The sequence below is a fragment of the Amycolatopsis sp. VS8301801F10 genome, from assembly GCF_046195355.1.
In the GTDB taxonomy this organism is placed as follows: domain Bacteria; phylum Actinomycetota; class Actinomycetes; order Mycobacteriales; family Pseudonocardiaceae; genus Amycolatopsis.
Genome location: NZ_CP176065.1, coordinates 36,444 through 58,809, shown reverse-complemented (window position 1 = coordinate 58,809; position 22,366 = coordinate 36,444). Strand labels below are relative to the sequence as shown.

23 protein-coding genes are annotated in these 22,366 nt (G+C 67.3%); 13 read left to right on the top strand and 10 right to left on the bottom strand.

What is annotated here, in order from left to right; translation table 11 throughout:
• Nucleotide 1: 1 nt before the first annotated feature.
• From F9C11_RS00300 to F9C11_RS00280, 5 genes are read right to left on the bottom strand one after another with little or no spacing between them, the layout of a single operon-like run.
• Nucleotides 2–232: a ferrous iron transport protein A gene (locus F9C11_RS00300; RefSeq protein ID WP_409182955.1), complete on the bottom strand. Its 231-nt coding sequence runs from the start codon at nucleotides 230–232 to the stop codon at nucleotides 2–4.
• Nucleotides 229–468 (bottom strand): glutaredoxin domain-containing protein, encoded by a 240-nt coding sequence (locus tag F9C11_RS00295; protein WP_037361625.1) that lies wholly within the window; start codon nucleotides 466–468, stop codon nucleotides 229–231. Before F9C11_RS00295 ends, F9C11_RS00300 begins: the two co-directional genes overlap by 4 nt.
• A complete protein-coding gene (locus F9C11_RS00290; protein WP_409182954.1) occupies nucleotides 465–2,585 on the bottom strand; it encodes a phage holin family protein in 2,121 nt (706 codons plus the stop codon). The genes F9C11_RS00295 and F9C11_RS00290 overlap by 4 nt, the downstream gene beginning before the upstream one ends.
• On the bottom strand, nucleotides 2,582–3,169 hold the full coding sequence (locus F9C11_RS00285) for a DedA family protein (RefSeq protein WP_409182953.1): 588 nt from the start codon (nucleotides 3,167–3,169) through the stop codon (nucleotides 2,582–2,584). Before F9C11_RS00285 ends, F9C11_RS00290 begins: the two co-directional genes overlap by 4 nt.
• Entirely contained in the window at nucleotides 3,166–3,957 is a 792-nt protein-coding gene (locus tag F9C11_RS00280) for an MBL fold metallo-hydrolase (protein WP_409182952.1), read from the bottom strand. The genes F9C11_RS00285 and F9C11_RS00280 overlap by 4 nt, the downstream gene beginning before the upstream one ends.
• Nucleotides 3,958–5,157: 1,200 nt before the next feature.
• Here F9C11_RS00280 and F9C11_RS00275 point away from each other — a divergent pair.
• The 3 genes from F9C11_RS00275 to F9C11_RS00265 are packed head-to-tail and all read left to right on the top strand — an operon-like array spanning nucleotide 5,158 to nucleotide 7,967.
• Nucleotides 5,158–5,841, top strand: coding sequence for a hypothetical protein (locus tag F9C11_RS00275; RefSeq protein ID WP_409182951.1), 684 nt, complete (start codon nucleotides 5,158–5,160; stop codon nucleotides 5,839–5,841).
• Between the two features lie 16 nt (nucleotides 5,842–5,857).
• The gene (locus tag F9C11_RS00270; protein WP_409182950.1) at nucleotides 5,858–6,301 is read left to right on the top strand and encodes a hypothetical protein; all 444 of its coding nucleotides are present in this window, start codon (nucleotides 5,858–5,860) and stop codon (nucleotides 6,299–6,301) included.
• The gene (locus F9C11_RS00265; RefSeq protein ID WP_409182949.1) at nucleotides 6,291–7,967 is read left to right on the top strand and encodes a Terminase; all 1,677 of its coding nucleotides are present in this window, start codon (nucleotides 6,291–6,293) and stop codon (nucleotides 7,965–7,967) included. Before F9C11_RS00270 ends, F9C11_RS00265 begins: the two co-directional genes overlap by 11 nt.
• A gap of 20 nt (nucleotides 7,968–7,987) precedes the next feature.
• Here F9C11_RS00265 and F9C11_RS00260 read toward each other — a convergent pair whose 3' ends face one another.
• Nucleotides 7,988–8,392 (bottom strand): hypothetical protein, encoded by a 405-nt coding sequence (locus tag F9C11_RS00260; RefSeq protein WP_409182948.1) that lies wholly within the window; start codon nucleotides 8,390–8,392, stop codon nucleotides 7,988–7,990.
• 488 nt (nucleotides 8,393–8,880) lie between these two features.
• Between F9C11_RS00260 and F9C11_RS00255 the strand changes: the two genes are divergently transcribed.
• From F9C11_RS00255 to F9C11_RS00240, 4 genes are all read left to right on the top strand, one after another.
• Nucleotides 8,881–9,198: a hypothetical protein gene (locus F9C11_RS00255; RefSeq protein WP_409182947.1), complete on the top strand. Its 318-nt coding sequence runs from the start codon at nucleotides 8,881–8,883 to the stop codon at nucleotides 9,196–9,198.
• Between the two features lie 51 nt (nucleotides 9,199–9,249).
• The gene (locus tag F9C11_RS00250; RefSeq protein WP_409182946.1) at nucleotides 9,250–10,140 is read left to right on the top strand and encodes a P22 phage major capsid protein family protein; all 891 of its coding nucleotides are present in this window, start codon (nucleotides 9,250–9,252) and stop codon (nucleotides 10,138–10,140) included.
• Between the two features lie 447 nt (nucleotides 10,141–10,587).
• Nucleotides 10,588–10,947 (top strand): hypothetical protein, encoded by a 360-nt coding sequence (locus F9C11_RS00245; RefSeq protein WP_409182945.1) that lies wholly within the window; start codon nucleotides 10,588–10,590, stop codon nucleotides 10,945–10,947.
• Nucleotides 10,948–10,950: 3 nt separating this feature from the next.
• Nucleotides 10,951–11,586 carry a hypothetical protein gene (locus tag F9C11_RS00240; protein ID WP_409182944.1) on the top strand — a complete coding sequence of 212 codons (636 nt, stop codon included), beginning with the start codon at nucleotides 10,951–10,953 and terminating at the stop codon, nucleotides 11,584–11,586.
• Nucleotides 11,587–11,701: 115 nt separating this feature from the next.
• Here the strand turns inward: F9C11_RS00240 and F9C11_RS00235 are convergent, their stop codons facing one another.
• Complete coding sequence (locus F9C11_RS00235; protein WP_409182943.1) at nucleotides 11,702–12,784, bottom strand: helix-turn-helix domain-containing protein; 1,083 nt, start codon at nucleotides 12,782–12,784, stop codon at nucleotides 11,702–11,704.
• A gap of 189 nt (nucleotides 12,785–12,973) precedes the next feature.
• On the opposite strand from F9C11_RS00235, the gene F9C11_RS00230 reads away from it, so the two are divergent.
• On the top strand, nucleotides 12,974–13,150 hold the full coding sequence (locus tag F9C11_RS00230) for a hypothetical protein (protein WP_409182942.1): 177 nt from the start codon (nucleotides 12,974–12,976) through the stop codon (nucleotides 13,148–13,150).
• An 11-nt stretch (nucleotides 13,151–13,161) separates the two neighbouring features.
• Complete coding sequence (locus tag F9C11_RS00225; RefSeq protein ID WP_409182941.1) at nucleotides 13,162–13,506, top strand: hypothetical protein; 345 nt, start codon at nucleotides 13,162–13,164, stop codon at nucleotides 13,504–13,506.
• Between the two features lie 380 nt (nucleotides 13,507–13,886).
• Here the strand turns inward: F9C11_RS00225 and F9C11_RS00220 are convergent, their stop codons facing one another.
• Complete coding sequence (locus F9C11_RS00220; RefSeq protein WP_409182940.1) at nucleotides 13,887–16,190, bottom strand: terpene synthase family protein; 2,304 nt, start codon at nucleotides 16,188–16,190, stop codon at nucleotides 13,887–13,889.
• A 111-nt stretch (nucleotides 16,191–16,301) separates the two neighbouring features.
• Between F9C11_RS00220 and F9C11_RS00215 the strand changes: the two genes are divergently transcribed.
• The 4 genes from F9C11_RS00215 (at nucleotide 16,302) to F9C11_RS00200 (ending at nucleotide 19,661) form a co-directional block, all read left to right on the top strand.
• The gene (locus F9C11_RS00215) at nucleotides 16,302–16,709 is read left to right on the top strand and encodes a GNAT family N-acetyltransferase (protein WP_409182939.1); all 408 of its coding nucleotides are present in this window, start codon (nucleotides 16,302–16,304) and stop codon (nucleotides 16,707–16,709) included.
• Between the two features lie 175 nt (nucleotides 16,710–16,884).
• Nucleotides 16,885–17,901: a S1 family peptidase gene (locus F9C11_RS00210; RefSeq protein WP_409182938.1), complete on the top strand. Its 1,017-nt coding sequence runs from the start codon at nucleotides 16,885–16,887 to the stop codon at nucleotides 17,899–17,901.
• Between the two features lie 98 nt (nucleotides 17,902–17,999).
• A complete protein-coding gene (locus tag F9C11_RS00205; protein ID WP_409182937.1) occupies nucleotides 18,000–18,842 on the top strand; it encodes an SCO6745 family protein in 843 nt (280 codons plus the stop codon).
• Between the two features lie 63 nt (nucleotides 18,843–18,905).
• Nucleotides 18,906–19,661 carry an SDR family NAD(P)-dependent oxidoreductase gene (locus F9C11_RS00200; RefSeq protein ID WP_409182936.1) on the top strand — a complete coding sequence of 252 codons (756 nt, stop codon included), beginning with the start codon at nucleotides 18,906–18,908 and terminating at the stop codon, nucleotides 19,659–19,661.
• A gap of 62 nt (nucleotides 19,662–19,723) precedes the next feature.
• On the opposite strand, the gene F9C11_RS00195 is transcribed toward F9C11_RS00200, so the two are convergent.
• Both F9C11_RS00195 and F9C11_RS00190 read right to left on the bottom strand, forming a co-directional pair.
• Entirely contained in the window at nucleotides 19,724–20,140 is a 417-nt protein-coding gene (locus F9C11_RS00195; protein WP_409182935.1) for a VOC family protein, read from the bottom strand.
• A 33-nt stretch (nucleotides 20,141–20,173) separates the two neighbouring features.
• Nucleotides 20,174–21,460 carry a diguanylate cyclase gene (locus tag F9C11_RS00190; protein WP_409182934.1) on the bottom strand — a complete coding sequence of 429 codons (1,287 nt, stop codon included), beginning with the start codon at nucleotides 21,458–21,460 and terminating at the stop codon, nucleotides 20,174–20,176.
• Between the last annotated feature and the right edge of the window lie 906 nt (nucleotides 21,461–22,366).

The following is a 22,366-nucleotide window of genomic DNA, read 5'->3' as shown; positions in this document are numbered from 1 at the left end:
GTCACAAATTCTGCTCGGGCGGGCCACTCGATTTCCGCTGCGGAGGAGGTGGCACCGGCTTCGCCGTGACCACCGCGGCCAGCGGCACGACAACCAGGCCGCGTTTCGTCTCGACGGTGCACGTCTCGGCGTCGCGGGCACGCAGCGGACCAAGGGCGTCGGTGAACCCGCCCTCGATCCGGTACCGCACCACAACCCGCGTGCCCAGCGGGAGTTCGGTCAGTGGCGTCACCGCGACAGGTGGGCGTTCAGCTCGTCGTCGCTCGGCTCCACGAGGTGGCTGCCGTCGGCGAAGACGATGGTCGGGATGCGGCGCGCGCCGTCCTGCAGCTGGCGTACGCGGGCTTCGGCGGCGGGGTCGGCCTCGACGTCCACGTAGTCGTACTCGACGCCTTTCGCGTCGAGCAGCGCACGGCTGCGTTTGACGTCCGGGCACCAGCTCGCGCCGTAGACGATGGGGTTGCTCATGACACTGCCTCCGAGGTGACGATAGCGGGTTTTTCTGCGGCCGCACCTGGCTCCGGGTGGCCGAGGAAGGTAAGCCAGTCGCGGAACACGCGGTGCACGGCCTCCGCACCGACGGGTTCGCCGGGTGCCGGGAATTCTCGCGGATACAGCAGGAATCCGCGTTGCTGCGGTCCGCCGAGCGCGCCGTGCGAGCCGACGTGCCGTTCGAACGGCGAGGACTGGTCGGAGTCCGGGTCGTACCGGCTGTTGATCATGATGTCCGCACAGTGCGGGAAACTGTCGACGCGCTGGACCAGCTCGGCGGCGTACGGACCGTAGTCGGCCAGCGGGTCCTCGCCGATCACGACGCCGGTGGCGAGCCGCTTCAACCCGTCCCGGCCCAGCACCACCGGACCGAATTCGCGGCTGCGGACCAGCAGGAATCCGACGCCGTCGTGGTCGACCAGCGTCGGCAGCAGATCCGGGTACTCGCGTTCGATCGTCTCCAGCTCGACCCGGCCCTCGTGCTCGGTGAACGACACCATCGCCAGATGCCCGGACACCACCGCGACGACCCCGGGCGCCACCCGCGTGACCTGGCCCGGCGAGCCGGTCGCGGTGCGCGGCCGGTTCTCCGCTCCTTCCGCGCCTTCGACCCGGGCCCGCAGCCGGCGCGCGATCAGGCCGCCGCTCGCGCTCGCCTCGGCGAGTGCCGCGTTGACCTGCCAGCTCTCCGCCTGCCGGCGCTTTCCTTGTTCGGCAACGGGTTCGCCGCCGCAGAGCCGTCCGATGAGCGCTTCGATGGTCTCGCCGAACCGGTCGACGAACGCCTGGCCCTGGGTTTGCCCGTGATCGGAGAGCCCGACAATGTGGTACTTCCGCGGCGAAAGCCGACCGGCCCGCTGCAGCCGGGCGAACTGCTGGTCGATCGACCGCAGCACCTCCAGCGTGTCGAACCGTTCGATGCCGGAGTGGTGCGCGACCTCGTCGTAGCCGAGGAAATCCGCGTACACCACCGGCCGCCCGGCGAGCATGTCGCCGATGATCGCGGAGACCACGACGTCGCGCGCGATCACCGTCGTGCCCGGCCGGGCGAGCGGGTAGATGCCGCCGCGCGGGATCCGCGGCAGCACGCCGGCGCGGCGCTGCTTGGCGGCAGCGGACAGTTCGCGGACGACGTCGGCGAGCGCGACGCCGAAGGTGCGCAACACGTTGACCGGATTGGCGAAGTAGGCGCGATAACCCGCGCCGACCCGGTCCCGGCGACGCTTGCGCGGCGTCAGCACCGGCACCGAACTCATGGTCAGGCTGACGTGCGGGGCATCGCCGGAGAACAGGTTGCCGTGGCTCGCGCCGTCGATCGACAGCAGGCCTCGTCCGTCGCTGTGTCGCCGCTCGATCTCCGCCGCGTCGGCCGGGTGCGCGCACGCCATGACGTGGTCGCGATCCTTTTCGTACCAGCGGAAACCGAGGATGTCGTGGTTCGAACCGTGCAGGATCCCGCAGACGCTCGCACCGGTCTGCGAACTCCAGTCGGTGTGCCAGCGGGTGAGCGAATGCGTGCCCTCGGACAGCCACTTGGCGAAGGTCGGCATGTCGCCGTCCCGGATGGCGCGGCGGACAGTGTCGTAGCCGAGCCCGTCGATCTGCAGGAAGACCACGCCCGGCGGTTCATCGGCGAAATCGGTGCGGTGCTTCGCTTTCCGGCGACGGCGAGCGGCGCGACGGAAGAAGATCTCGTCCTCGTCGACGGCCAGCACGCTGGAGATCACCGCGCCCGCCGCGGACATCGCGACGGTGATGACGACCGCGGTCGAGAAGCCATGCAGTTCCACGCCGGGCACGGCCTGCAGGATCGCCAACGCGGCGGCGCTGAGCAGGACGTACGTGCCGACGCCGAGGGTGAAGTACGCGATCGGCCACGCCACCCGCACCACGAGCGGCCACACCACGGAGACGAGCAGCCCGAGAAGCAGCGCGCACACCGTCGGCTGCCACCACGACTGCATCGTGAACCCGTCGAGCCACGCGTCGAGCAGCCGCAACGCACCGGTGACCGCCACCCAGACCAGCAGGACCCGCGCGACGACCCGGCCGCCGCGCAACAACCGGCCCTTCGCCGGAGCAGGGGTCGTCATCGGTGTCCTCCCGTCTGATGGGCCGCCCGTTTCTTGGAGATCAGCGTGGTCAGCACGGTCACCAGCAGCACCAGCGCGGTGGCGAGCAGCGTCGCGATCAGCGGCGAGTCGAAGATGCCGCCGCTGAGGATGCCCAGCAGCGAGTACGCCACCGCCCACAGCACGCAGGCCAGGAGGCCGGACGGCAGGAACTTGCGCCAGGGATAGCCGAGCGTGCCCGCGGCGAGCAGCACGGGGATGCGCCCGGCGGGTACCAGGCGGCCGATCACCACGAGCTGCCAGCCGCGCCTCGCGAACTGCTCGCGGCCCTTCGCGAGGCGTTCGGCCTGCTGGCGTCGTTCGACGAAGCGCAGCAGCGGTTCACTGCCGAACCTCGGGACGGCGAAGGTGATCACGTCGCCCAGGTACGCGCCCGCGACCGCCAGCAGGATGACCAGCGGGAGCGAGAGGTGGTCGGTGGTCATCGCGACCGCGGCCGCCGCGCCGACGAGCGCGCCGGTCGGCACGATCGGGATCACCGAGCCGAGCAGTACTCCGCCGAACAGCGCCGGGTAGCCGATCGCTGACGGGTCTGTCCAATTCACCCGCGCTCCTCGCGGGCAGGGAGCAGGACGTCGGAGCCGGGGCGGGTGTGCAGGACCTCGGTGTCCAGGCCTTTGCGGCGGACGTGGTGCGCGAAGGTGCGCGGGGGTTCCACGAGGAGCCGGCGCATTTTGGCGGTGCGGTGCAGGCCGGGGACGGCGAGGGTGCCCCAGTGGACCGGGACCGCCGTTCGGGCCCGCAGCAGGGCGGCGGCTTCGGCGGCTCGTTCCGGGGTGAGGTGGCCGGGGCCGAGGTTGGGGCCCCAGCCCCAGACCGGGAGGAGCGCTACGTCTACCGGGCCCAGGTCGGCCATGCCGGGGAAGAGGTCGGTGTCGCCTGCCGAGTAGATCCGCTGGTTGTCGCCCTCGAGGAGGTGGCCCAGGGCGGGGCTTTGCGGCCCGTGGGTGAGGCGGGGGCCCCAGCGGTGGCCGGAGTGGACCGCGGTCGTGGCGGTGATGCGCAGGTCGCCGGAGGTGATGGTTTGGCCTGGGGAGAGTTCTTCCACCTCGGTGAAGCCCTGTTTGGCCAGCCAGGAGCCGGCGCCTCTGGGGACGACGATTCTCGTGGCCTTGCCCAGGAGTTTCAGGGAGGGGAGGTGGAGGTGGTCGCCGTGGAGGTGGGAGATGAGGACTAGGTCCGCTCCGGTCCAGGCTGAGACGTCCGGTTTCGGGACTACTCGGGTCAGGGGGCCGATCCAGCGGGTGAGGACTGGGTCGGTGAGGGCGACCTGGCCGGCTAGTTCCACGCGGGTGGTCGCGTGGCCTAGGAAGTGGAGGGTTGGGCTGGTCACGGTTCGAGTATTGCCGGAGGTGCGCGGGGACGCTCGGCGGAGTGGTGGGGCGCACCTGTTTCGGGGGGTGTTTCGGCTCGTCGCCCTGGCGGGCGACATTGCCGGTTGATGGGTTGCGTGGGGCCCCCGAAGTTTGATTGTGCTGACGGTTCGGGGGTGCTTGTCAAGGCGGGAAAGTCGAATTCAGACTGACGCTCCCAAACCGAATCTCGGAGTTCTTGCAAGTCAGCGCGCTTGACGAGCCCAAACTCGCCGCGTCCGCTCGACCGCTGACTCGCAAGGCCGAGCCGATTGCTCACGATGAGGCCGTGACCAGCTCGACCACGCGCAACAGCCGCCACTCGTCACGCACCGCCACCCCTTGGGGGGTATGGCCCCTCGCCGCCCCGGAGGCCGCACCGGTTAGGGATAGCACCTCGCGGTCTGTACGAAACTCCGGCGATTGCCGCGGCCCACATCAAGATCCTCGCCGGTTACGGATCTTGCCGCCACGGCGGAGGCAGGCGATTTGCGGAATCAGGGGCCGGGATGACGGCTGCCTTGCGAACGAGCTGTTCGGCCGGGTCGCCCGGCTGGGACGCAGCTTCACCATGGGGCTCTCGCGCAACTTGGATCGCGAGGCTGAACCATCGGCCCGCCCGAGCGTCGACTTTGATCTGACGAAAGCACATGCGCGCGTCGAGCTTGAGAAGCACAACAGATACGAGTACGAGCCCGAGGCCCGCCAAGGCCACGATGCACGCGATAACCGCGAGCCACACACCCACCGACACGGACCTACCTCTCCTTGAAGATCAAGGTCCATGCTCGAAGAGGCCAAAAGAAGCTCACTCCCCCGGACGGCGCTTGTCAAGGCAAAGTAGCGGGGAGTCATCCGGCAACTCTCCGGACCGCAGGTCAGAGGCTCGGCCAGCTTGTCGGTAATCCGTAAAACGCCCAACTATCGCATCGCGCCCGCTCTGTATATGCGCAGGTGATGCCCTGCTGTTCAGTGTGTAAAGCGCGGTCGCTCACAACCAGGCTGGTTCATCTGCCGCTGCAAGGCAGGTTCCGCAGCTCGCACTTGCTCGTTGTCTCTAGCCCAGGAGGTGACGCGCCCTGCCCGCCACCCCACCCGTCCCCGGACCAAGGATGCCCGCGAACCCGACTTCCGCCCGCTCTCCAGCGGTCCCCGCCTCGACCAGCTCTCTGCTCACACGCTTGCCCGCCGGTGCCGCGGAGCTGCCTCCGCCGGGCGGACCGCACGCTGACCCGGACGTCCCGCTGCTGGTCGCCCCCTGCTCGTGGCACGCCGCGCAGTACGCCGTGCTGCGCTGGCACTACTCACAGAAGATGCCGCGCAGCAAAGTCGCTCCCTTCGGAGTCCGGGAACATGGCGAGTTCTCCGGAGTCGTCATGTTCGGCCGATCCGCCACGGCAGCGCTCGGCAGCCCCTACGGCCTGGACCAGACCGAGTGCGTGGAGCTGCTGCGGATCGCGCTGCGCCCACACGAGCACCCTGTGACTCAGATGGTCGCGGCCAGCCTGCGCCAGCTCCGCGCCGCCTGCCCCGGCCTGCGGCTGATCGTGTCCTACGCCGACACCGCCCAAGGCCACCGAGGCGGGATCTACCAGGCCGGGAACTGGATCTACACCGGCACCACCAGCACCGCGAACGTCTCCTACATCGTTCACGGGCAGCTCGTGCACGGCCGGACGCTGCGCCACCTGGCAGTCCAAAGGCCGGCGGGCGAGACCGCCGAGGAATTCGTGCGGCGCACCGTGGACCCGCACGTGCGCCGCGTCGCCGATGCCGCAGTGAAGCACCGCTACCTGTACCCGCTCGACCGCGCGATGCGCCGCCAGGTCGCCCCGCTGGCGAAGCCGTACCCGGTCGCCGCCTGACCCGAGGGGGTGAGCCGTGGCGATCACCGGACGGCCGCCCTCGGCCAACTCGCGCAACCGCAACCCCAAGGCTTACGACTGGACCACCGTCGAGGCGGTCCCGTTCGACGGCGACTCGCCGGAGCTGCCGCCCAACGGCCGCAAGAAATGGCACCCGGAAACCCTCGCGTGGTGGGACGCGGTCCGGCACATGCCGCACTGCCGATTGTGGACTGACACCGACTGGCGGTTCGCGATGGAAACCGCCGTGCTGGTCGACGCGTTCTGGCGCGGAGAAGCCAACCGCGCCGCCGAGCTGCGGCTGCGCGCGGCAAAACTCGGCCTCACCCACGAGGACCGGCTGAAACTGCGCATCCGCTACACCACCCCCGGCGGCGACACCGACGCCCCGCCGACCCCGGACGCGGCCGCGGTGACCCGGCTCGACGAGCGCCGCCGGAGGCTGTCCGGTGACGCGTGAGCTGGTCTATGCACCCGGCCACGACCGCGCCCGCTCCCTGGGCTGGCTCGGCTCGGCCTGGGTCGAGCACTTCACCGTGCACGGCCCCGGCGACGTCCAGGGCGACGAGGTCGACCTTGACGACGAGTTCGCCGGGTTCCTGGTCGACGCCTACGCCCTCGACGGCCACGGCCGACGCCTGTACAGCCGGGCCGTGCTCTCGCGTGCGAAAGGCCGCGCCAAGTCGGAGATCGCGGGGTTCGTCGGCCTGTTCGAGGCGTTCGGCCCGTGCCGTTTCGCCGGGTGGGCCACCGGCGGCGAGACCTACCGATGGCACGACTTCACCTACACCTACGAGCCCGGCGAACCCATGGGCCAGCCGCTCACGTACCCCTACATCCGTTGTCTGGCAACGGAAGAGAGCCAGACCGGCAACACCTACGACGTCATTCACTTCAACCTCACCGAAGGCCCGCTCGGCGAAGACCTGCCGAAGGACGCCGCCGGACTGACCCGCGTCCTGCTGCCCGGCGGCGGCGAAATCGTCCCGTCCACCGCCAGCTCCTCAGCGAAGGACGGCGGCAAGGAATCGCTGGCGATTTTCGATGAGCCGCACCTGTACATCACGCCCGAGCTGCGGCGGATGTTCAAGACGGTGGACCGCAACCTGCGCAAGCGCAAAACCGCTCAGCCGTGGGGGCTGCTGACGTCCACGATGTACCAGGCCGGGGAAGACTCGATCCTCGAAGCGCTCGACCGGCAGGCGAAAGCCATCCGCGAAGGGCGCACCCGCTCCGCGCGGCTGCTGTGGGACCACCGCGAAGCCCCCGCCGACGTCGACCTGACCGACCTGGACGCCATGGTGGCGGCCCTGCGGGAGGTCTACGGACCGGCCGCGGACTGGATGGACCTGCCCGGCATCGTCGAGAACGAGTTCTGGGACCTCACCAAAGCACCGGAGGAATCCCGCCGGTACTTCTTCAACCAGCGCTCCTCGGCCGCCACCGCGTGGACCACCGCACCGGAATGGACGGCCTGCCACGACCCCGACCGGCCCCCGCTGCTCGACGGCGACACGGTGGCCATGTTCTTTGACGGCAGCAAGAACGACGACGCCACCGGCCTGGTAGCCGTGCGGATGTCCGACGGGCACGCCGCCGTCCTGCACTGTCAGGAGAAACCTGAAGGCCCCGCCGGTGCCGGCTGGGAAGTCGACCGGGCGGCCGCCGACCTGGCGGTGCGCACCGCCTTCGACCGGTTCGACGTGGTCGGGTTCTTCGCCGACGTCCGCGGGTTCGAGTCCTACGTCGACGCCTGGGCGTTCGAGTTCGGAGATCGGCTGCTGATCGACGCGACCCCGGGGCGCAGCCGCTCGGCCGTCGCGTTCGACATGCGCGCCAAGGTGCCGGAGTTCGTCCCGGCCGTGGAACGGACGCTGGCGGAGATCAAGCAGAAGGCCCTGACCCACGACGGAGACTCCCGCCTCACCCGGCACGTGCTCAACGCCCGCCGCCAGCCGACCCGTTACGGCGTGCTCATCCGGAAAGAGTCGCGGGACTCGCCCCACAAGATCGACCTCGCCGTGTGCCTTATCGGTGCGCGGCACGTCCGCCGCCTGGTGCTCGCCTCGCCGGAATGGGCCAAGCGCGGACAGAAACGCGCCGACAAGCTCCGTGTCTTCACGTGACAGTTGCATCCCTGTGGCCATCAGCCTTGCCGCAACCCGCCGGTTAGGCGTTGCGCCATTTCGGCCAAGGCTCGGAGCATCGTTGCATCACCGCTCATGACCACCAGCAAGGTGAGCAGCAGCAATCCCGCTACCAGAAGAACGTGCACGAGGTCGCGACCGCGATAGATCGCTGCCGCTCCCGCACCCAGCACTAGGGCGGCAAGAAAATAGCCTGTGATTAGCCCAATGAGAGCCAAGTTTCGAACCTCTCTGCGTGGTTTCGCCTGCCGTGACGAATCCTGCATCAATGAGCAGGGTGACACAACGACATCGGGATAGATCGCAGGAAATCGGTAATTGATATGCGAAATTGAGCGAAACTCGCACATATGCAGGAAATTGCTCGCGAAAATATCAGCAAAAATCAGTTGCGGGAAAATCACCCGTTAGATGTGCGGACCTCAGTCATCTGAGGCATTGGAGGATCTACCTTGTCAAAAGCTGTCGCCCGCCGAGGCGACCGATATCGCTCACCGGATTGAGACCATTTGGCCAGACCAGGCCCGCAACAACCGTATTCACCGCTACGTCCAAGGCGAGCACGATCTGCCGTTCGCGCCGCGCTCGGCACGGCGGGCTTACCGGTGGTTAATCGACCGGCCCCGGACTAACTGGTGCCGCCTGCTGATGCAACTCCTCGCGCAGAACCTGTTCGTGGACGGCTACCGCGCGCTCGGCGACGATCAGGCCGACGAGCCGCTGGGCTGGTCGCACTGGAACCAGAACGGCATGGCCCGCCCCTGCGGCCGAGCCAGCCCAGCCCGCCGCCGACCCCGCCGCAGTCGCGGCTCCGGCACCGCCAGTTGCCCAGCAGCCGACCCCGGCACCCGAGCCTGCGGAACTGACGACGTTGCGCGAGCAGGCCGAGCAGATGACCGAGCAGGCCGAAGCCTCGAAGCAGCGCGCCGAAGCCGCGGAACTCGAACTCGCCCGGCTGACCGTCGTCCGGACGGCACAGCTGCCGGACGCGCTCGCCTCCCGGCTCAACGGCACGACCACCGACGAGCTGACGGCCGACGCCGCCGAGCTGGCCGGGGTCATCTCCGCGCTGGTCGCAGCCGCCGCACCGCCTCCGCCGACCGCGACCGGACGTCCGCCGGTGGGCGCACTGCGCCCGGCGGCCAGCGCTCCGGCCGAACCGGTCGAGGACACACCCGAGCAGATCAGCCGCCTGGTCTGGGGCAAGTAACCCCATCCCGTTCCCGCCCGCCCATCCACCTCAGTAGAACCGCACCCGCCTATGCCCAATAAATTCCTCACGCCCAAGCAGATCGCGTCCGCCTCGATCGCGGCCCTGACCCAGCAGACCGTGCTGGCCGGTACCGCGTGGCGCGACGCCGAAGCCGACTTCACCGGCAAGCAGGGCGTCACCGTCACCGTCCGGACGGACCCCGTCGTCGGCCCGGCCCGCACGTTCAACCGGTCCGAGAACAAACCCATCGTGATCGACGACGCCGAGGAAAAGTCGGTAGACGTCAAGCTGGATACCTACCTGTACAAGGGCATCAACCTCCCCGACGAGCTGCTGACCTTGCAGGTCAAGGACTTCACCAAACAGGTCGCCACTCCGCAGGCCAAGAGCGTGGCCATCGGCGTGGAAAGCATGGTCGCCGGGCAAATGAACGCCCTGACCTCGACCGTCACCGTGGAAGCTGACGGCACCGACCTGCACACCCAGCTGATTCGCGCCCGCGCAATGCTGAACAAAGCCGGCGTTCCGTTCGACCAGCGCTGGTTCGCCGTGTCGTCGGAGCTGGAATCGATGCTGCTCAACGACCCGCAGAAACGACTGGTCCCGGTGGACGCGTCCGGCTCGCCGCAGGCACTGCGCGACGCGATCATCGGCCGCCTGTACGGGTTCACCGTCCTGCCGAGCAACTACCTGGCCGACGGTTCCGGCGTCGCCTACCACACAACGGCGTTCCCGCTGGTGACCCGAGCACTGGAAGTACCGGCCGGAGCGACGTTCGGCCAGGCCACGACCTATGGCGGATTCGCCATGCGACTGGTCCGCGACTACGACCCCGGCTACCAGCAGGACCGCTCCGTCGTCTCGACCCTGGCAGGGGTCAGCACCACCACCGACGGCTCGGTCAAACGCGTCCGGTTCACCACCGCACCCGCCGCGTGACCGAAGCCGCGGAGCCGGAACCCCTGGCGACTCTCGCGCAGCTCAAAGCCCGGCCAGGGGTCAACGTCACCGGCCCAGACGCCGAAGCGCGCGCCCTGACCGCGCTGGTCGACGCGTCGAACCTGGTGCGCGCCGAGCTGCCGCCCGCGCTGCTCACCCCGACCGTCCCGTCCGCCGTCGTCACCATCGTGTGCCAGGCGGCGGGCCGGGCAGTGCGCAACCCCGAGGGCTACAGCTCCGAAACCGCAGGCCAGTACACCTACCGCTACGGCGACGACGCCACCTCGGGTGTCTACCTCACCGAGCACGACCACAAGGTCCTGCGGCGGCTGGCCCGCCGCAGGACCTTGTGGTCGGTCCGCACCCCTACGCGGCCGAACCCGACGACGGCGGACCGTACACGCTGCCGGTCCTCGGACCGGACGGCCAGCCGGCCGAACCGATGCCATGGGAGGAGCCACCGCCCTGAACCTGCCTCACCAGCTCACCGTCATCAGCCCCCGCGAAGTCCCCGACGCCTACGACAACCCGACCCCGGCACTGGACTACGGACCCGACGCGCCACGGCGGCCGGTGGCCGGCCTTCTGCTGCCGCGCGACAACGCCCGCACCGGCGGCACCGAACCGTCACCAGGACGAGTCGCGGTCACCGGCGGGTGGTGGCTGCTGACCGCTGAGCCAATCCACGCGCGCGAGCGCATCACTCACGACGGCCGAACCTTCACGGTGGAAGGAGAGCCCGCCAAGTTCGAGCCCCGACCCGGGTTCCTCCACTACGAAACCGTCTTGACCCACACGGAGGGCTGACCCGTGGCACTGCCCAGCATCTTCGGCGTCACGATCGACTCGGACGGCGCGCGGGAACTGCTGAACTCACTGGAAGTCGCCGAAGCCGTGCACGCCGCCGCGCAACGGGTCGCCGACACAGCCCACGCGCAGGGCCACCGCGTCGCCAGCGCAGAAGCGCTTCCCGTCGAAGTCATCACCGAGACCGCCACCGATCGAACCTCAGCCACCGTCGCGGTCCGGCATCCGGCTGGGGTCGGCATGGAAGCACGCTACGGGCTGCTCAAACGCGCGGCCGAGGCCAACGGGCTTCAGGTGGGTGACCGGCCTCGATCCTGGCGACGTGTGAGCCAGCTCCCGCCGATCCCGCGCGACGTCGCCGAGACGGTTGTCCGGCTGCTGCGCAGCTTGCTCTCCGCCGCGACGGATCCGGCCGCCGCAGGCGTGAAAGTCTCGACTGAGACCGGCCGCGGCCACGACGGAGGTCCGCCGTCACTACCGTGGCTCTTGGTGGCCGAGGACGGACACAGCTGGGACTGGCCCGCCGTGCAACGTGCCGTGATCCGGCTGACCTGCTGGCACCGCGACGCCCATACCGCTAAACGGCTTGCCGGGATCGCGTTGGGCCTGGTGTGCACTCCGCAGCAGAGCGGGGGCTGATGCACGGCGAACCCATCACCGCACCGATCGCTGGTGTCGACGCCTTTACTGCGGAACCAGTGGCAACAGTCAGCTTGACCGCTTACGCCCGAACCTCCAGTCGACCTAAGTAGCTTCACAACTCGAACTCAGCGACTCTCCTCCCTTCGCGGGCAATGGCATACCCGGCTGCGAGAAGTGCGTGAACCTCGCGCGCAGTTATTGGTATTGATCCTTCACCACGTCTCCGGATAATCGAGAAGAATACTCCTTCAGATCTTCCAGCTATCACGGCGCCATGAACAAGGAATGGCTTGTCTGACTCGACTTGAGACGGCACTAAGATGGTAAGGCAAATCTTCTCGTCGTCCATTGATGTTCGAACTATCTCAAGTCCGCGAACTGGAGGGTAGACCCTCTGGTCGATAATGGAGCGAAGTCGCGATTCTATACCGTCGGCGGCAATGAATGGCGACTGCTTGACAACGCGATCGATGCCGTCGAGGCGTTTAGTGCGGTAACCAAAGGCTAAGATTCCACCAGTCTCGGAGTTTGCGAAGCGTGCGATATCCTGTGCAAACTCCACCTTGTCTGCCTCATTTTCAAGCGACAGCCGCGATTTAAATTCGAGCCAAGATTTCTCTGTCTGGCCGATGATGCTGCCTTCTTCGCCTTGAATGAGCGCGGTCCAGACAAATGACTTTGAACCTCTCGATCGTGCCTTCAATTCCCCTGGGTTCGAATCAAGCGGCGTCAGCTCTGCATGCAAAGTATCGATGCATGCGTGAAGTTCGAATAGGGTTACAGAGTGATCGTTCAGTGACAAATTGAATGACCAGCTAGGCGGATGATCGTATTCGAGCACTAGCGTGGTCGAATCGACGACTGCGCCGATCTTGACCAGGATGAATCCCGCCAGTGACTCAACCGCGTTCTGCTTGAAGTAAACAGGGTTGTTTACTGATATTTCGGCACCGACTCGACCGTCTTCGTGAAAATCGACGATACAGAAGCGTTCCATGTCCATGGTATGAAGCGAACCGTCTCGGTAGGGTGCGTGCAGAATCAGTAAATTATAGAGGGACTCCAGGGTCATGCTTCCAACTTTGCTTAGTGGGATGTCTAGTTCAAAGTTTTGGCAGCTCCCTCCTGCTTGATAACCGATCCCGTCGACTATCAGTTCGTCTTTATTTTCTCCGCGCCAGGCGAAATCGGGCATGGGCAATATTGTATAGCATCAACAAAATAGTTTGTCTTGTGCAAGAGGTCTTCCATTAGAGTGGAATGCAAAAATGACCATGAATAGCGCACTGGTCCGCGTGCCCGGAACCGGTGAGGTGTCGCTAGCTCCGTCGGACACGCACGAGCCGGCTGACGCAACTAGCCCGCTGGAGGCCCCTGGACCGGATTGGGTCTATCCACGCCGGACGGCACCACGCTGGCACGCAAGGTGGAGAAGGAAGGAACCGAGCACTGGCAGCAACTCACCCCGGCCCGCTACATCTACAAGTCCCAGGAACTCACCGTGGCATCGGTGTTCCAGGAAACGAAGGCGAAGTCCTCTCCGTCTTTTTCGGCGGTATGAAGTTCGCCGCCGTGGGAACTACCGCACCGAGGAACTACCGGGCGGAGATCAGCTCGATTCCCAAGAGCGACGTTCGCGCGCTCTGTGTGTACTGGACCGATGTGGTGTCCGAAGAGGAGACCTACAGCAACCGGCCCTACCTGCGGCGTGCCGAAGTCTCCGAAACCGAGGACGCCCAGTTCTCGCGCACGCAGGAAGCCCGATGGGGCTTGACGTTCTCAGCTCTCGCGCCGCCGAAGGGCAAGACCTACATCGCCGTCTGGCTCACCAACGACCCGGCGGTGCTCTTCGGTGCCCCGGCCGTGGCGACCGGCGTCCTCGACGTGCTTACCGAGGGCCGGCCGCCTGCCGAGTGACGCTTACGTCAGCTCGGCTAACGCGGCGCGTAACTCGGCCATGGAGCTGTACTCCAACTCGACCGAGTGGTGTTTCTCCCACGGCTTGTGAGAACCGGAAGCGATCATTGACCCATGCAAGCGAATGAGATCCCCTGCGCGCTCGGCCCGCCGGGTGCAGGTCCAGGCCGGTTTCCCTTTGATGCTGTGCCTATGGCCGGGAACGTAGGTTGCAAAACCGCTAAAGATGCCTTGACAAGCACCGCGAACCGCAGGGCGGTTTCGTATCGGAGTCGGGGGAGGGGCTGGGTTCCTTGCTGTTTGGGTGCACCGGTGCGGTTTTAGGGCTTGAAAAGCAGTGAGGGTAATTCTGAGGGGCTCTGAGTCTGTGAAGGTGGCCCTTACGGGCCGGTGGTGGAGTTGGCTGAGGTGGTGGGGATGTGCAGGGATTGGGTGCCCAGGCCGGTGGCGGCCAGGTGGAGGCGGGGTTTTTCGCCTGCCTGGGGTGGGGTGGTGCCGGTGCAGCCTGGGTGTTTTAGGGCGTTGGCGATGTCGATTGGCTCGGCGGGGGCTTGTGCTGCTCGGACTCGGTCCAGTTCTTCGTCGGTGTACCTGGCGGAATTGTGGTGCCAGTTCGCGATGCCGGTCATCAGGTTCTTCAGCAAATCCGCGTAATCGGTGAGGGCGTCGCGTGCTTTCGCGTCCAGGTTGTAGTCAGTGAAGAGTCCGGGCAGTCCTACGTCTGCTGCGTGCTGGAACTCGGCCAGTCTCGCTTGTGCCAGGTCGGCGACGATCTGGAGGGCTCGGTCCTGTTCCACGTCCAGGAAGGACCGGACTACCAGCACGGCGTTGTGCAGGCCGCCTTCGTACTCGATTTCCTTGCGGTAGGAGAACAAATCGTTGATCAGCCAGGCGTAGTCGGCGGCCGAATCCTCCAGGGCTTCGATGACTCGGTTCCGGTGGATTTCCGGCGGTACGGTGCGGCTGTTGGTCAGGCGGCTGATGCTGGTCACCAGTTCGGAGCCGAAGGTGCGGCGGCGCATTTCGACGTAGTCGATGGGGTCCGGGATGCGGTTTTGAGCCTGGTTGGCCACTTCCCACACCCAGGAGTCGATCATGGACTCGACCGTGGCGCGGAAGGCTTCGCGTTCGGCGGGGCTCAGTGGGCCGGTGGTGCGTTGCCAGAGATCGGCCAGGCCGGTTTCCAGTGCGGTTTGCGGTGGGGGTGGGGGTTCGCCGTTGGCGGGCATGAAGAGTTTGAGGCGTTCGGTGGTCAACCTGGCCGCGGAGAGGTCGTGGGCGAGGACTTCCGCGTAATAGTCGTCGGCGTAGGTGCCCCAGGTGAGCCAGTCGGTGGTGAGGGACAATTGCTCCGGAGGCGCGGCGGGGCAGAGGCCGGCGGAGGCCAGCGGGATGTCGGTCTTGCGCAAGCGGACGGCGTTCCATGCTCCCTCCGACAGCAGGCCCATGCGTTGCGGCCAATCGGTGATTTTCTTGCGTTCCGCGGCTAAGTGCGAGCTCAGTTGCAGGGGAAAGGGCAAAGGGAGGGAAGGTATAGCGACTGGGCCTAATTGTTCGTATGGCTGGTGGGTGAACGCTCGCGTGCGTTGAGGTGCGGTGGTGGCGACGGAGCGGAAAATGCGGGCGGCGGAGGTGCCTAGTCCAGAAGGGCCGCCTAGGATTTCTGGGCCGCCGCGGGCGTCTAGGGCGCCTTTGTTCATGTAGCGGCTTGAGCGCAGGTGCCATTCGTGCCCGCCGGATTGCCAGTCTTGCAGGCCTTTGACGTACGCGAGGGTTTCGGCTCGTCCGGCTAGTTGTACGCCGTTTTCGTCGAACAGCGCGGGGACTTCGGTGAGGGCGGTGTGTTCGAACTGGTGCAGGCGCGAGGTCAGCAGGTCGTTCACCGCGTCCGCGGCTTCTTGCGTGGTGCAGCCCAGGAACTTTTCGAAGACCAGGACGCTGTTGGAGAGTTCGCCTTCGTCTTCGACTTCCCGCTGGTAGGAGAAGAGGTCGTTGCGCAGGTGGACGGCGTCGGCGAAGCAGTCGCGCAGGACTTCCATCGGGCGTTTGGCCGCGATTTCGTCGGGGACCTCGGCGTTCAGGGAGTGTTCGATCAGGTTCGCCGACCAGGGCGCGCCGCCGACTTTGCGGCGCATGGCGACGTATTCGATGGGGTTCGCTACCCGGCTTTCGTTGATGTTGGCCAGTTCCCAGAGAGATTCGTCGAGGAGGTTGCGCGTGCTTTCGCGGAAGCGTCGTCGCCAGCCTGGCGAACGATGCGGGACGGTGCGGTTCCACAGGTCGGTCAGGCCGCGTTCGACGGGGTTTTCCGGCGTTTCGGTGATCGCGCCTTCGGCGGGCATGAAACGCGCGATCCGGTCCAGGTAAGCGCGTGCGTGGTCGATGTCGCCGGTGCGTTTGAACAGTTCCAGGAAATGGTCGTCGAAGTAGAAGACCCAGACGTACCAATCCGTGACGAGGTCGAGTTCCCGAGGGGCGGCGTCGGGATGGGTGTAGGAGCACAGCAGCGCGTAGTCGTGGGAGTCGAGGTCGTGCTCGTTCCAGATGACGGTGCCGTGCTGGGGCACGTCGATCATGTCCATCGAGTACGCCCACGCCTTGCTGTGCTTCCGCGCGCCGTCCAGGTGCGGGTTCAGCCGGGCCGGGTACGACAGATAGAACTCGGGCAGGACGAACGGCTGCACGCGGGCTCCCCTCGCGGTCGCGGGTACCGACTCCCCGAGGCAAACAGACCGCACCGGCGCGGCGGAAGACCCGCGCCGGCACGCCACTCCTGAGATCGCCGCGCATCGCTCATGCGGCCGAGGACGAGGGCTGTTTTGATGGGCGCTGAGTACAGCCGCGTCGCTCGATGGTGGAGATCGGGACGGCGAACGGGAAGCGACCACGAGGAGCCGAAGATGAGCGAAGAAGAACCCCGCGTCTCCCGCAACGACAGCGAAAACCGCTACGAAGTGTATGCGGACGGCAAGCTCGCCGGCTTCGCTGAGTTCACCCCGAAGGACACCGAAACCGTCTTCACCCACACCGAGATCGGCGACGAGTTCGGCGGTCGCGGGCTCGGCAAGGTGCTGGCGAAGGCCGCGCTGGACGACGTCGTGGCGCGCGGCGGCGTGATCGTTCCGGTGTGCCCGTTCATCGCCGGGTACCTGCGCAAGAACGAAGGCTACGCCGAGCACGTCCGGTGGCCCGGGCAGCACTGACGCAGGTCAGCGGCGCCGTTCGGGGGATTCCAGGTGGTCCGAACGGCGCAGCTATGTCCGATTGGTCCGCATTTTTTGGTTATTAACCAACCTTCGTCGGTTTCGCGTTGGTTGCCGGGCAACAAAAGTGTGGGGCGTCCCACCGGTCGGTTTCAGCCCACCTGGAGGAAGATCCATGACTTCCCGGAAGACGCTCGTCGCGGGATTCACCGCACTGTCGGCCGCGGCGTTGACCGCGGGCATGTGCGTGAACGCCGCCTCGGCAAGCCCGATGGCGTTCGCCCAGATGCAGGCACAGGCGATCACCCAGGCGACGCAGGTCGCCGACACGCTCGGCGCCGGAAACGGCGGCATCTACCTCGAACGCGGCAAGGCGGTGCTGAACGTCACCGACGCCGCGGCGCAGGAGAAGGCCAAGGCCGCCGGCTTCGCGACCAAGCTCGTCAAGCACAGCTTCACCGCGCTCACCGGCGCGAAGAACCAGATGGACACCGTGAAGAACGTGCCGCAGACGTCGTGGGGCATCGACACCAAGACCAACCAGGTCGTGGTGAAGATCTACGACTCGGCGTCCCAGGCCACGAAGGACAAGGTCACCGCCGCCGCGGCGAAGCTGGGCGACGCGGCGCGCGTCGAGCACCGCTCGGGCAAGCTGTCCACCTACATCGCGGACGGCGACTCCATCAACAACGGCCAGTTCACCTGCTCGCTCGGGTTCAACGTGACCAAGGGCGGCCAGCCGTACATGCTGACCGCGGGCCACTGCACCAACGAGGGCGGCACCTGGTCCGGCGGCGACGTTTCCGGCGCCCAGGTCGTCGAAAGCGACTGCCCCGGAGCCGACTCCGGCCTGCTGACCCGGCCGAACGGCACCGGTCCCGGCGCGATCAACACCGGCCAGCAGATCACCAGCGCCGGCACCCCGACCGTCGGCGAGCAGATCGAGAAGATGGGCCAGACGACCGGCGGCGGCAGCGGCGAGGTCACCTCGGTGGACGAGTCGGTCAACTTCGACGTCGGCGTCCTGAACCACGAGTTCGGCACCACCGCCCACACCGACCACGGCGACTCGGGCGGCCCGGCGTACGACGGCGAGAAGGGCCTCGGCACCCTCTCCGGCGGCGACACCCAGACCAGCTACTTCTACCCGCTGACTCTGGAACTGCAGTCCTACGGCCTCGAACTCGCCTGAGGTTTTTCGGCTCCACGGCCCGTCGCCCCTCTCCCGGGGCGGCGGGCTTCTTTTTCGCGCGCCCGTTTTTGTCGTACCCCGGGCTTAGAGTCGGTCGCATGAAGCCGAACCCGGCCCGAGATCTCTGGACAGCCATCGAACCTCTGCACGCAGTCGTCTACTTCGCCCCGGAACCCGCCGCGGCGGCGAAGGACGTCGGCCTGCGCGGCTGGTGGATGGGCTACTTCGCGGGCCGAGCGGCGCCACTCGGCCCGATCGGCCCGGAACCGGTCACGTCGATGTTCTTCGGCTTCGCGCCGCGGATGGTCGAGCGAGCGCTGCCCGACGCGTGGTCGTTCGCCTCTCCGGCCGACGTCGTGCGCACGCGGGTGGAAGCGGTCGAAGCGGCCTTGACGCGGCTGCTCGGGCCGGAAAGCGTGGACGAACTGGCTACGTTGCTGGAACAGGCAGCCGCCGCCTGCCAGTTCGACGCCCGCCCGCTCGCCGCGGCCTGGTCCGCAGTGCCTCGCCCGGACCGGCCGCTGGCCCGGTTGTGGCTGGCGACCGCCGTGCTGCGCGAACACCGCGGCGACGGGCACGTCCTGGCCGCGGTCGCGGCTGGTCTGACCGGGCTGGAAACCACGCTCAGCCACGTCGCCACGGGAGCCACCGCCCGCGAGCAAGTCCAGCGCGCCCGTGGCTGGACCGACGAGGAATGGTCTGCGGCAACGGAAAACCTGGTCGAGCGCGGCCTGCTCGACGCCGAGGGGCTGACCCCGGCGGGCGCGGAAGTCCGCCGCACCATTGAAGAAACCACCGACCGGCTGGCTGCCGTCCCGCTCGAAGCACTGGGTCCGGCGGGCGTCGACCGGGTGCTGAAACTGGCGGTCCCGCTGAGCCGGCGCATCATCGACAGCGGAGGTGTGCCGATTCCCAACCCGATGGGTGCGACCCGCCCCTGAGGTCGATTCCCCGGTTCCCCGCTCGACGCACTGGTGACAGGCACGAGAAGGGAGCCGGAGAAGATGCTGCTCGAAGGCAAGAACGCGGTCGTGTACGGCGCTGGCGGAGGAATCGGCGGCGCGTTCGCCAGGGCGTTCGCGGAGGAGGGCGCGCGGGTCTTCCTGGCCGGACGCACCCGCGAAAAGCTGGACCGAGTCGCCGACGACATCCGCGCCGCTGGCGGCGAGGCTGAGGTCGCGGTAGTCGACGCGCTCGACGAGAAATCCGTCGACGCGCATGCCGACGCCGTCGTCGAAGCCGCGGGCAGTCTCGACATCTCGGTGAACGTGATCAGCCACGGCGACGTCCAGGGAACGCCCATGGTCGAGATGTCGCTGGCCGATTACGAACAGCCGGTGGTCAACGGCGTCCGCACCACGTTTCTCACCATGCGCGCCGCGGGCCGCCATATGAAGCGCCAAGGCAACGGCGTCGTCCTCCTCTTCGGCGGCGACGGAGACCCAGTACGCAACCACGCGGTCGGCGGCCTGCAAGTCGGCTTCTCCGCGTTGGAAGCAATGCGCCGCCAGCTAGCCGCCGAACTCGGCCGATACGGCGTGCGCACGGTGACCCTCCGAACCGGCGGCATCCCGGAAACCCTCCCCGCGGATTTCCTCGGCGCCGAAGAACTCGCCGCGGAACTAGCCGAGCCAACCATGCTGGGGCGCACGGCGACGCTGGCTGATGTGGGTGCGGTCGCGGCGTTTGTGGCGTCCGATCGGGCTCGGACGATGACTGCGGCCACGGTGAACGTCAGCTGTGGTGCGCTGGTGGATTAGCCGGTTACCTGTGACGTCCGACCGGGCCTGCACGACGACCGGTGGGCTGGTGGATTAGCCGGTTACCGCTTGGCGCGGGCGGATATCTGCTGGACGGACCAGCTGTTGCCGTCGGGGTCGGAGAAGTGGACGAACCCGATGTTGTCGAGGTCTTCGAGCGCGCCGGTGCCCGGGTCGGGGCCGTAGAGCTGGAGTTCGCTGACCTCGACACCGCGCTCCACCAGCTCCTCGCGGGCCTTGCGCACGTCGGCGACGACCAGCTGCAGGCCCTTCAGCGACCCCGGCGGCATGTCCGGCACCATGCCCTTGCCCAGGACGATCGAACAGCCCGATCCCGGCGGCGTCAGCTGCACCAGGCGCTGGCCGGGGCCGGGACTGAGGTCGTGGTCGAGGGTGAAGCCGACCTGGTCGACGTAGAACGCTTTCGCCCGGTCCACGTCGGATACCGGCACGACGACGACCTCGAGAGTCCAGTCCATGAGACGAGTTCTAGCGGCGGCCCGAGAGGGCGGTCAAGCACTCGCCAGCTCGACCCGGTTCCGGCCCGCCTGCTTGGCCCGGTACAGCGCGGCGTCGGCGGCCACCAGCACGTCGTCGACGCTGGCGAGGTGCTTCGCCGGGTACAGCGCGCAGCCGATCGAGACGGTCAGGTCGCTGATCACCGAGTCCTGGTCCGGCAGCGCGACGACCACCTGCGGGATCCGCCGCCGGATGCGGTCGGCGATGTGGCCGAGGTGCTCGGCGCTCGGGATGTCCGGCAGCGCGATCGCGAACTCCTCGCCGCCCCAGCGGCCGCACACGTCCTGCTCGCGGACCTCGTCGCGCAGCGACAGCGCGATCTCGCGCAGCACCAGGTCGCCGGTGGGGTGGCCGTAGGTGTCGTTGATCGCCTTGAAGTGGTCGAGGTCGAGCAGCAGCACGCCGACGCTGTCCTGGTTCGCCCGCGCGCGCTCGAGGTAGCGCTCGGCGACCGTGCGCCACCAGCGTTTGGTGGCCAGCCCGGTGGTGACGTCGGTGCGCGCGTCGCGCTGGAACTGGGTGAGCAGCAGGCCGCGGTGCAGTGCCACGAGCGCGATCACGACGCCCGCCAGGATGAGCGGGTTGGCCAGCAGCAGGAGCGCCGCGGTGACCAGGCCAAGCCCGATCGCGCCCGCTTCGAGGAGCTGGTCGCCGAAGCCGGAGAACAGGTCGGCGAACGACCGCGGCGGGCTCGACAGCGCGATCGCGACCATGACGAGCGCGGTGTTGATCGCCCAGCGCAACCCGGCAGCGAGCACGAAGACGATGAGGTCGAGCAGCCCCGGGCCGAAGCCGTCGGCGAGCACCCCGGGATAGGCGTGCATGCCGAGCGCGAGCACCGCGACGGCGGCTTGCGTGCCGCACAGGACGGACGCGCAGGAGAAAATCCAGCGGTGCGGCAGGACCGGCCGTTCGCGCGGCCAGATCCGCCACCAGGCGACGGCGTAGGTGAGCACGACCATCGCCGACGCGAGGATCGCCGGCAGCGCGACCACGGCGGCGATGCTCCACACGGCTTTGGTGTCGACGTACGCGACGGTGGGCGCTCGGCTGTACTCGCGTTGCCGCTCGATGTGCCGGGTCGCCTCGATCGCGAGCGCCGCGCACACGGCGAGCACGCCGAAGCGGATCAGGTCGATCTGACGCACCGGCGCGAGCCACGCGGTGGCGAGGGTGGTGCCGACTGCCACGACGTTCACCAGCAGCACGTACATGCGGACGTGAGAGGGCAATCGCCATAGGCGCCAGCCTGTGAACCACCCGGCAACTCGTCCGCGCACTCTTCACCTCACCCGATTGGCTTCTACGGTAAACGACGAGGCGCGTTGTGTGCTGCCGGTCGTCCGGACTCTGGGAAGCACCGGGGCGATTTCGCCCGGACAGCCCAGCGTCAGGCGACCGGCGAGGGGAGGTGGCCACTGTGAGTAGTTGCCAGCGGCTCCGAATCCGGGCCGGACCAGGGAATCCACGAGGGTCCCTTTTGGGCTCCCATGGCCACTTTCGGTGACCGTCCTCCCGGCGATGACGTGCGAAAACCGCCGAAGGCGCGACTCTGAAACGGAGGTGACGACCGTGCGCGACAACAACTGGACCGCTCTCCGGTGACCTCGGTATCCGCCGCGGTCTCAACTCAAGGTCGAGACTTCGGCCGCCGCGGCTCTTCGCAGACGGGAGGAGGTGCCCACAGTGCGGGACAACAACTGGTGAACCGAGCCACGCCGGGAATCCGGCATGCGGAAACGAAAACGGAAAGGAAGCGGCTTTCGATGCGCGACAACAACTGGACTCGCTGAGGACTGCCAGGTGATCGAGATATCCGGACAGAAAGGAGACGACCGCGATGCGTGACAACAACTGGACCCGCTGAACCGGCTGAAACAACTGCACGAAATGCGAAGGAAGGAGGTGAACGACTGCCATGCGCGACAACAACTGGACTCGCTGAGCACCGCCGATCAGTGACCGCCGAGTCGTGAAAGGAGCCGCAGCCGTGCGCGACAACAACTGGAACCGCTGAATCTCCGTCAACCACTGCCTATGGACTCATGAAGGGAGCCATTCGAGATGCGTGACAACAACTGGACTCGCTGAACGTCCGCAACCGCCAGCCGTCGAGCCGCGAAAGGAGTCGCTGTCATGCGCGACAACAACTGGACCCGCTGAGTTCCGCCGACCACCGCCATCGA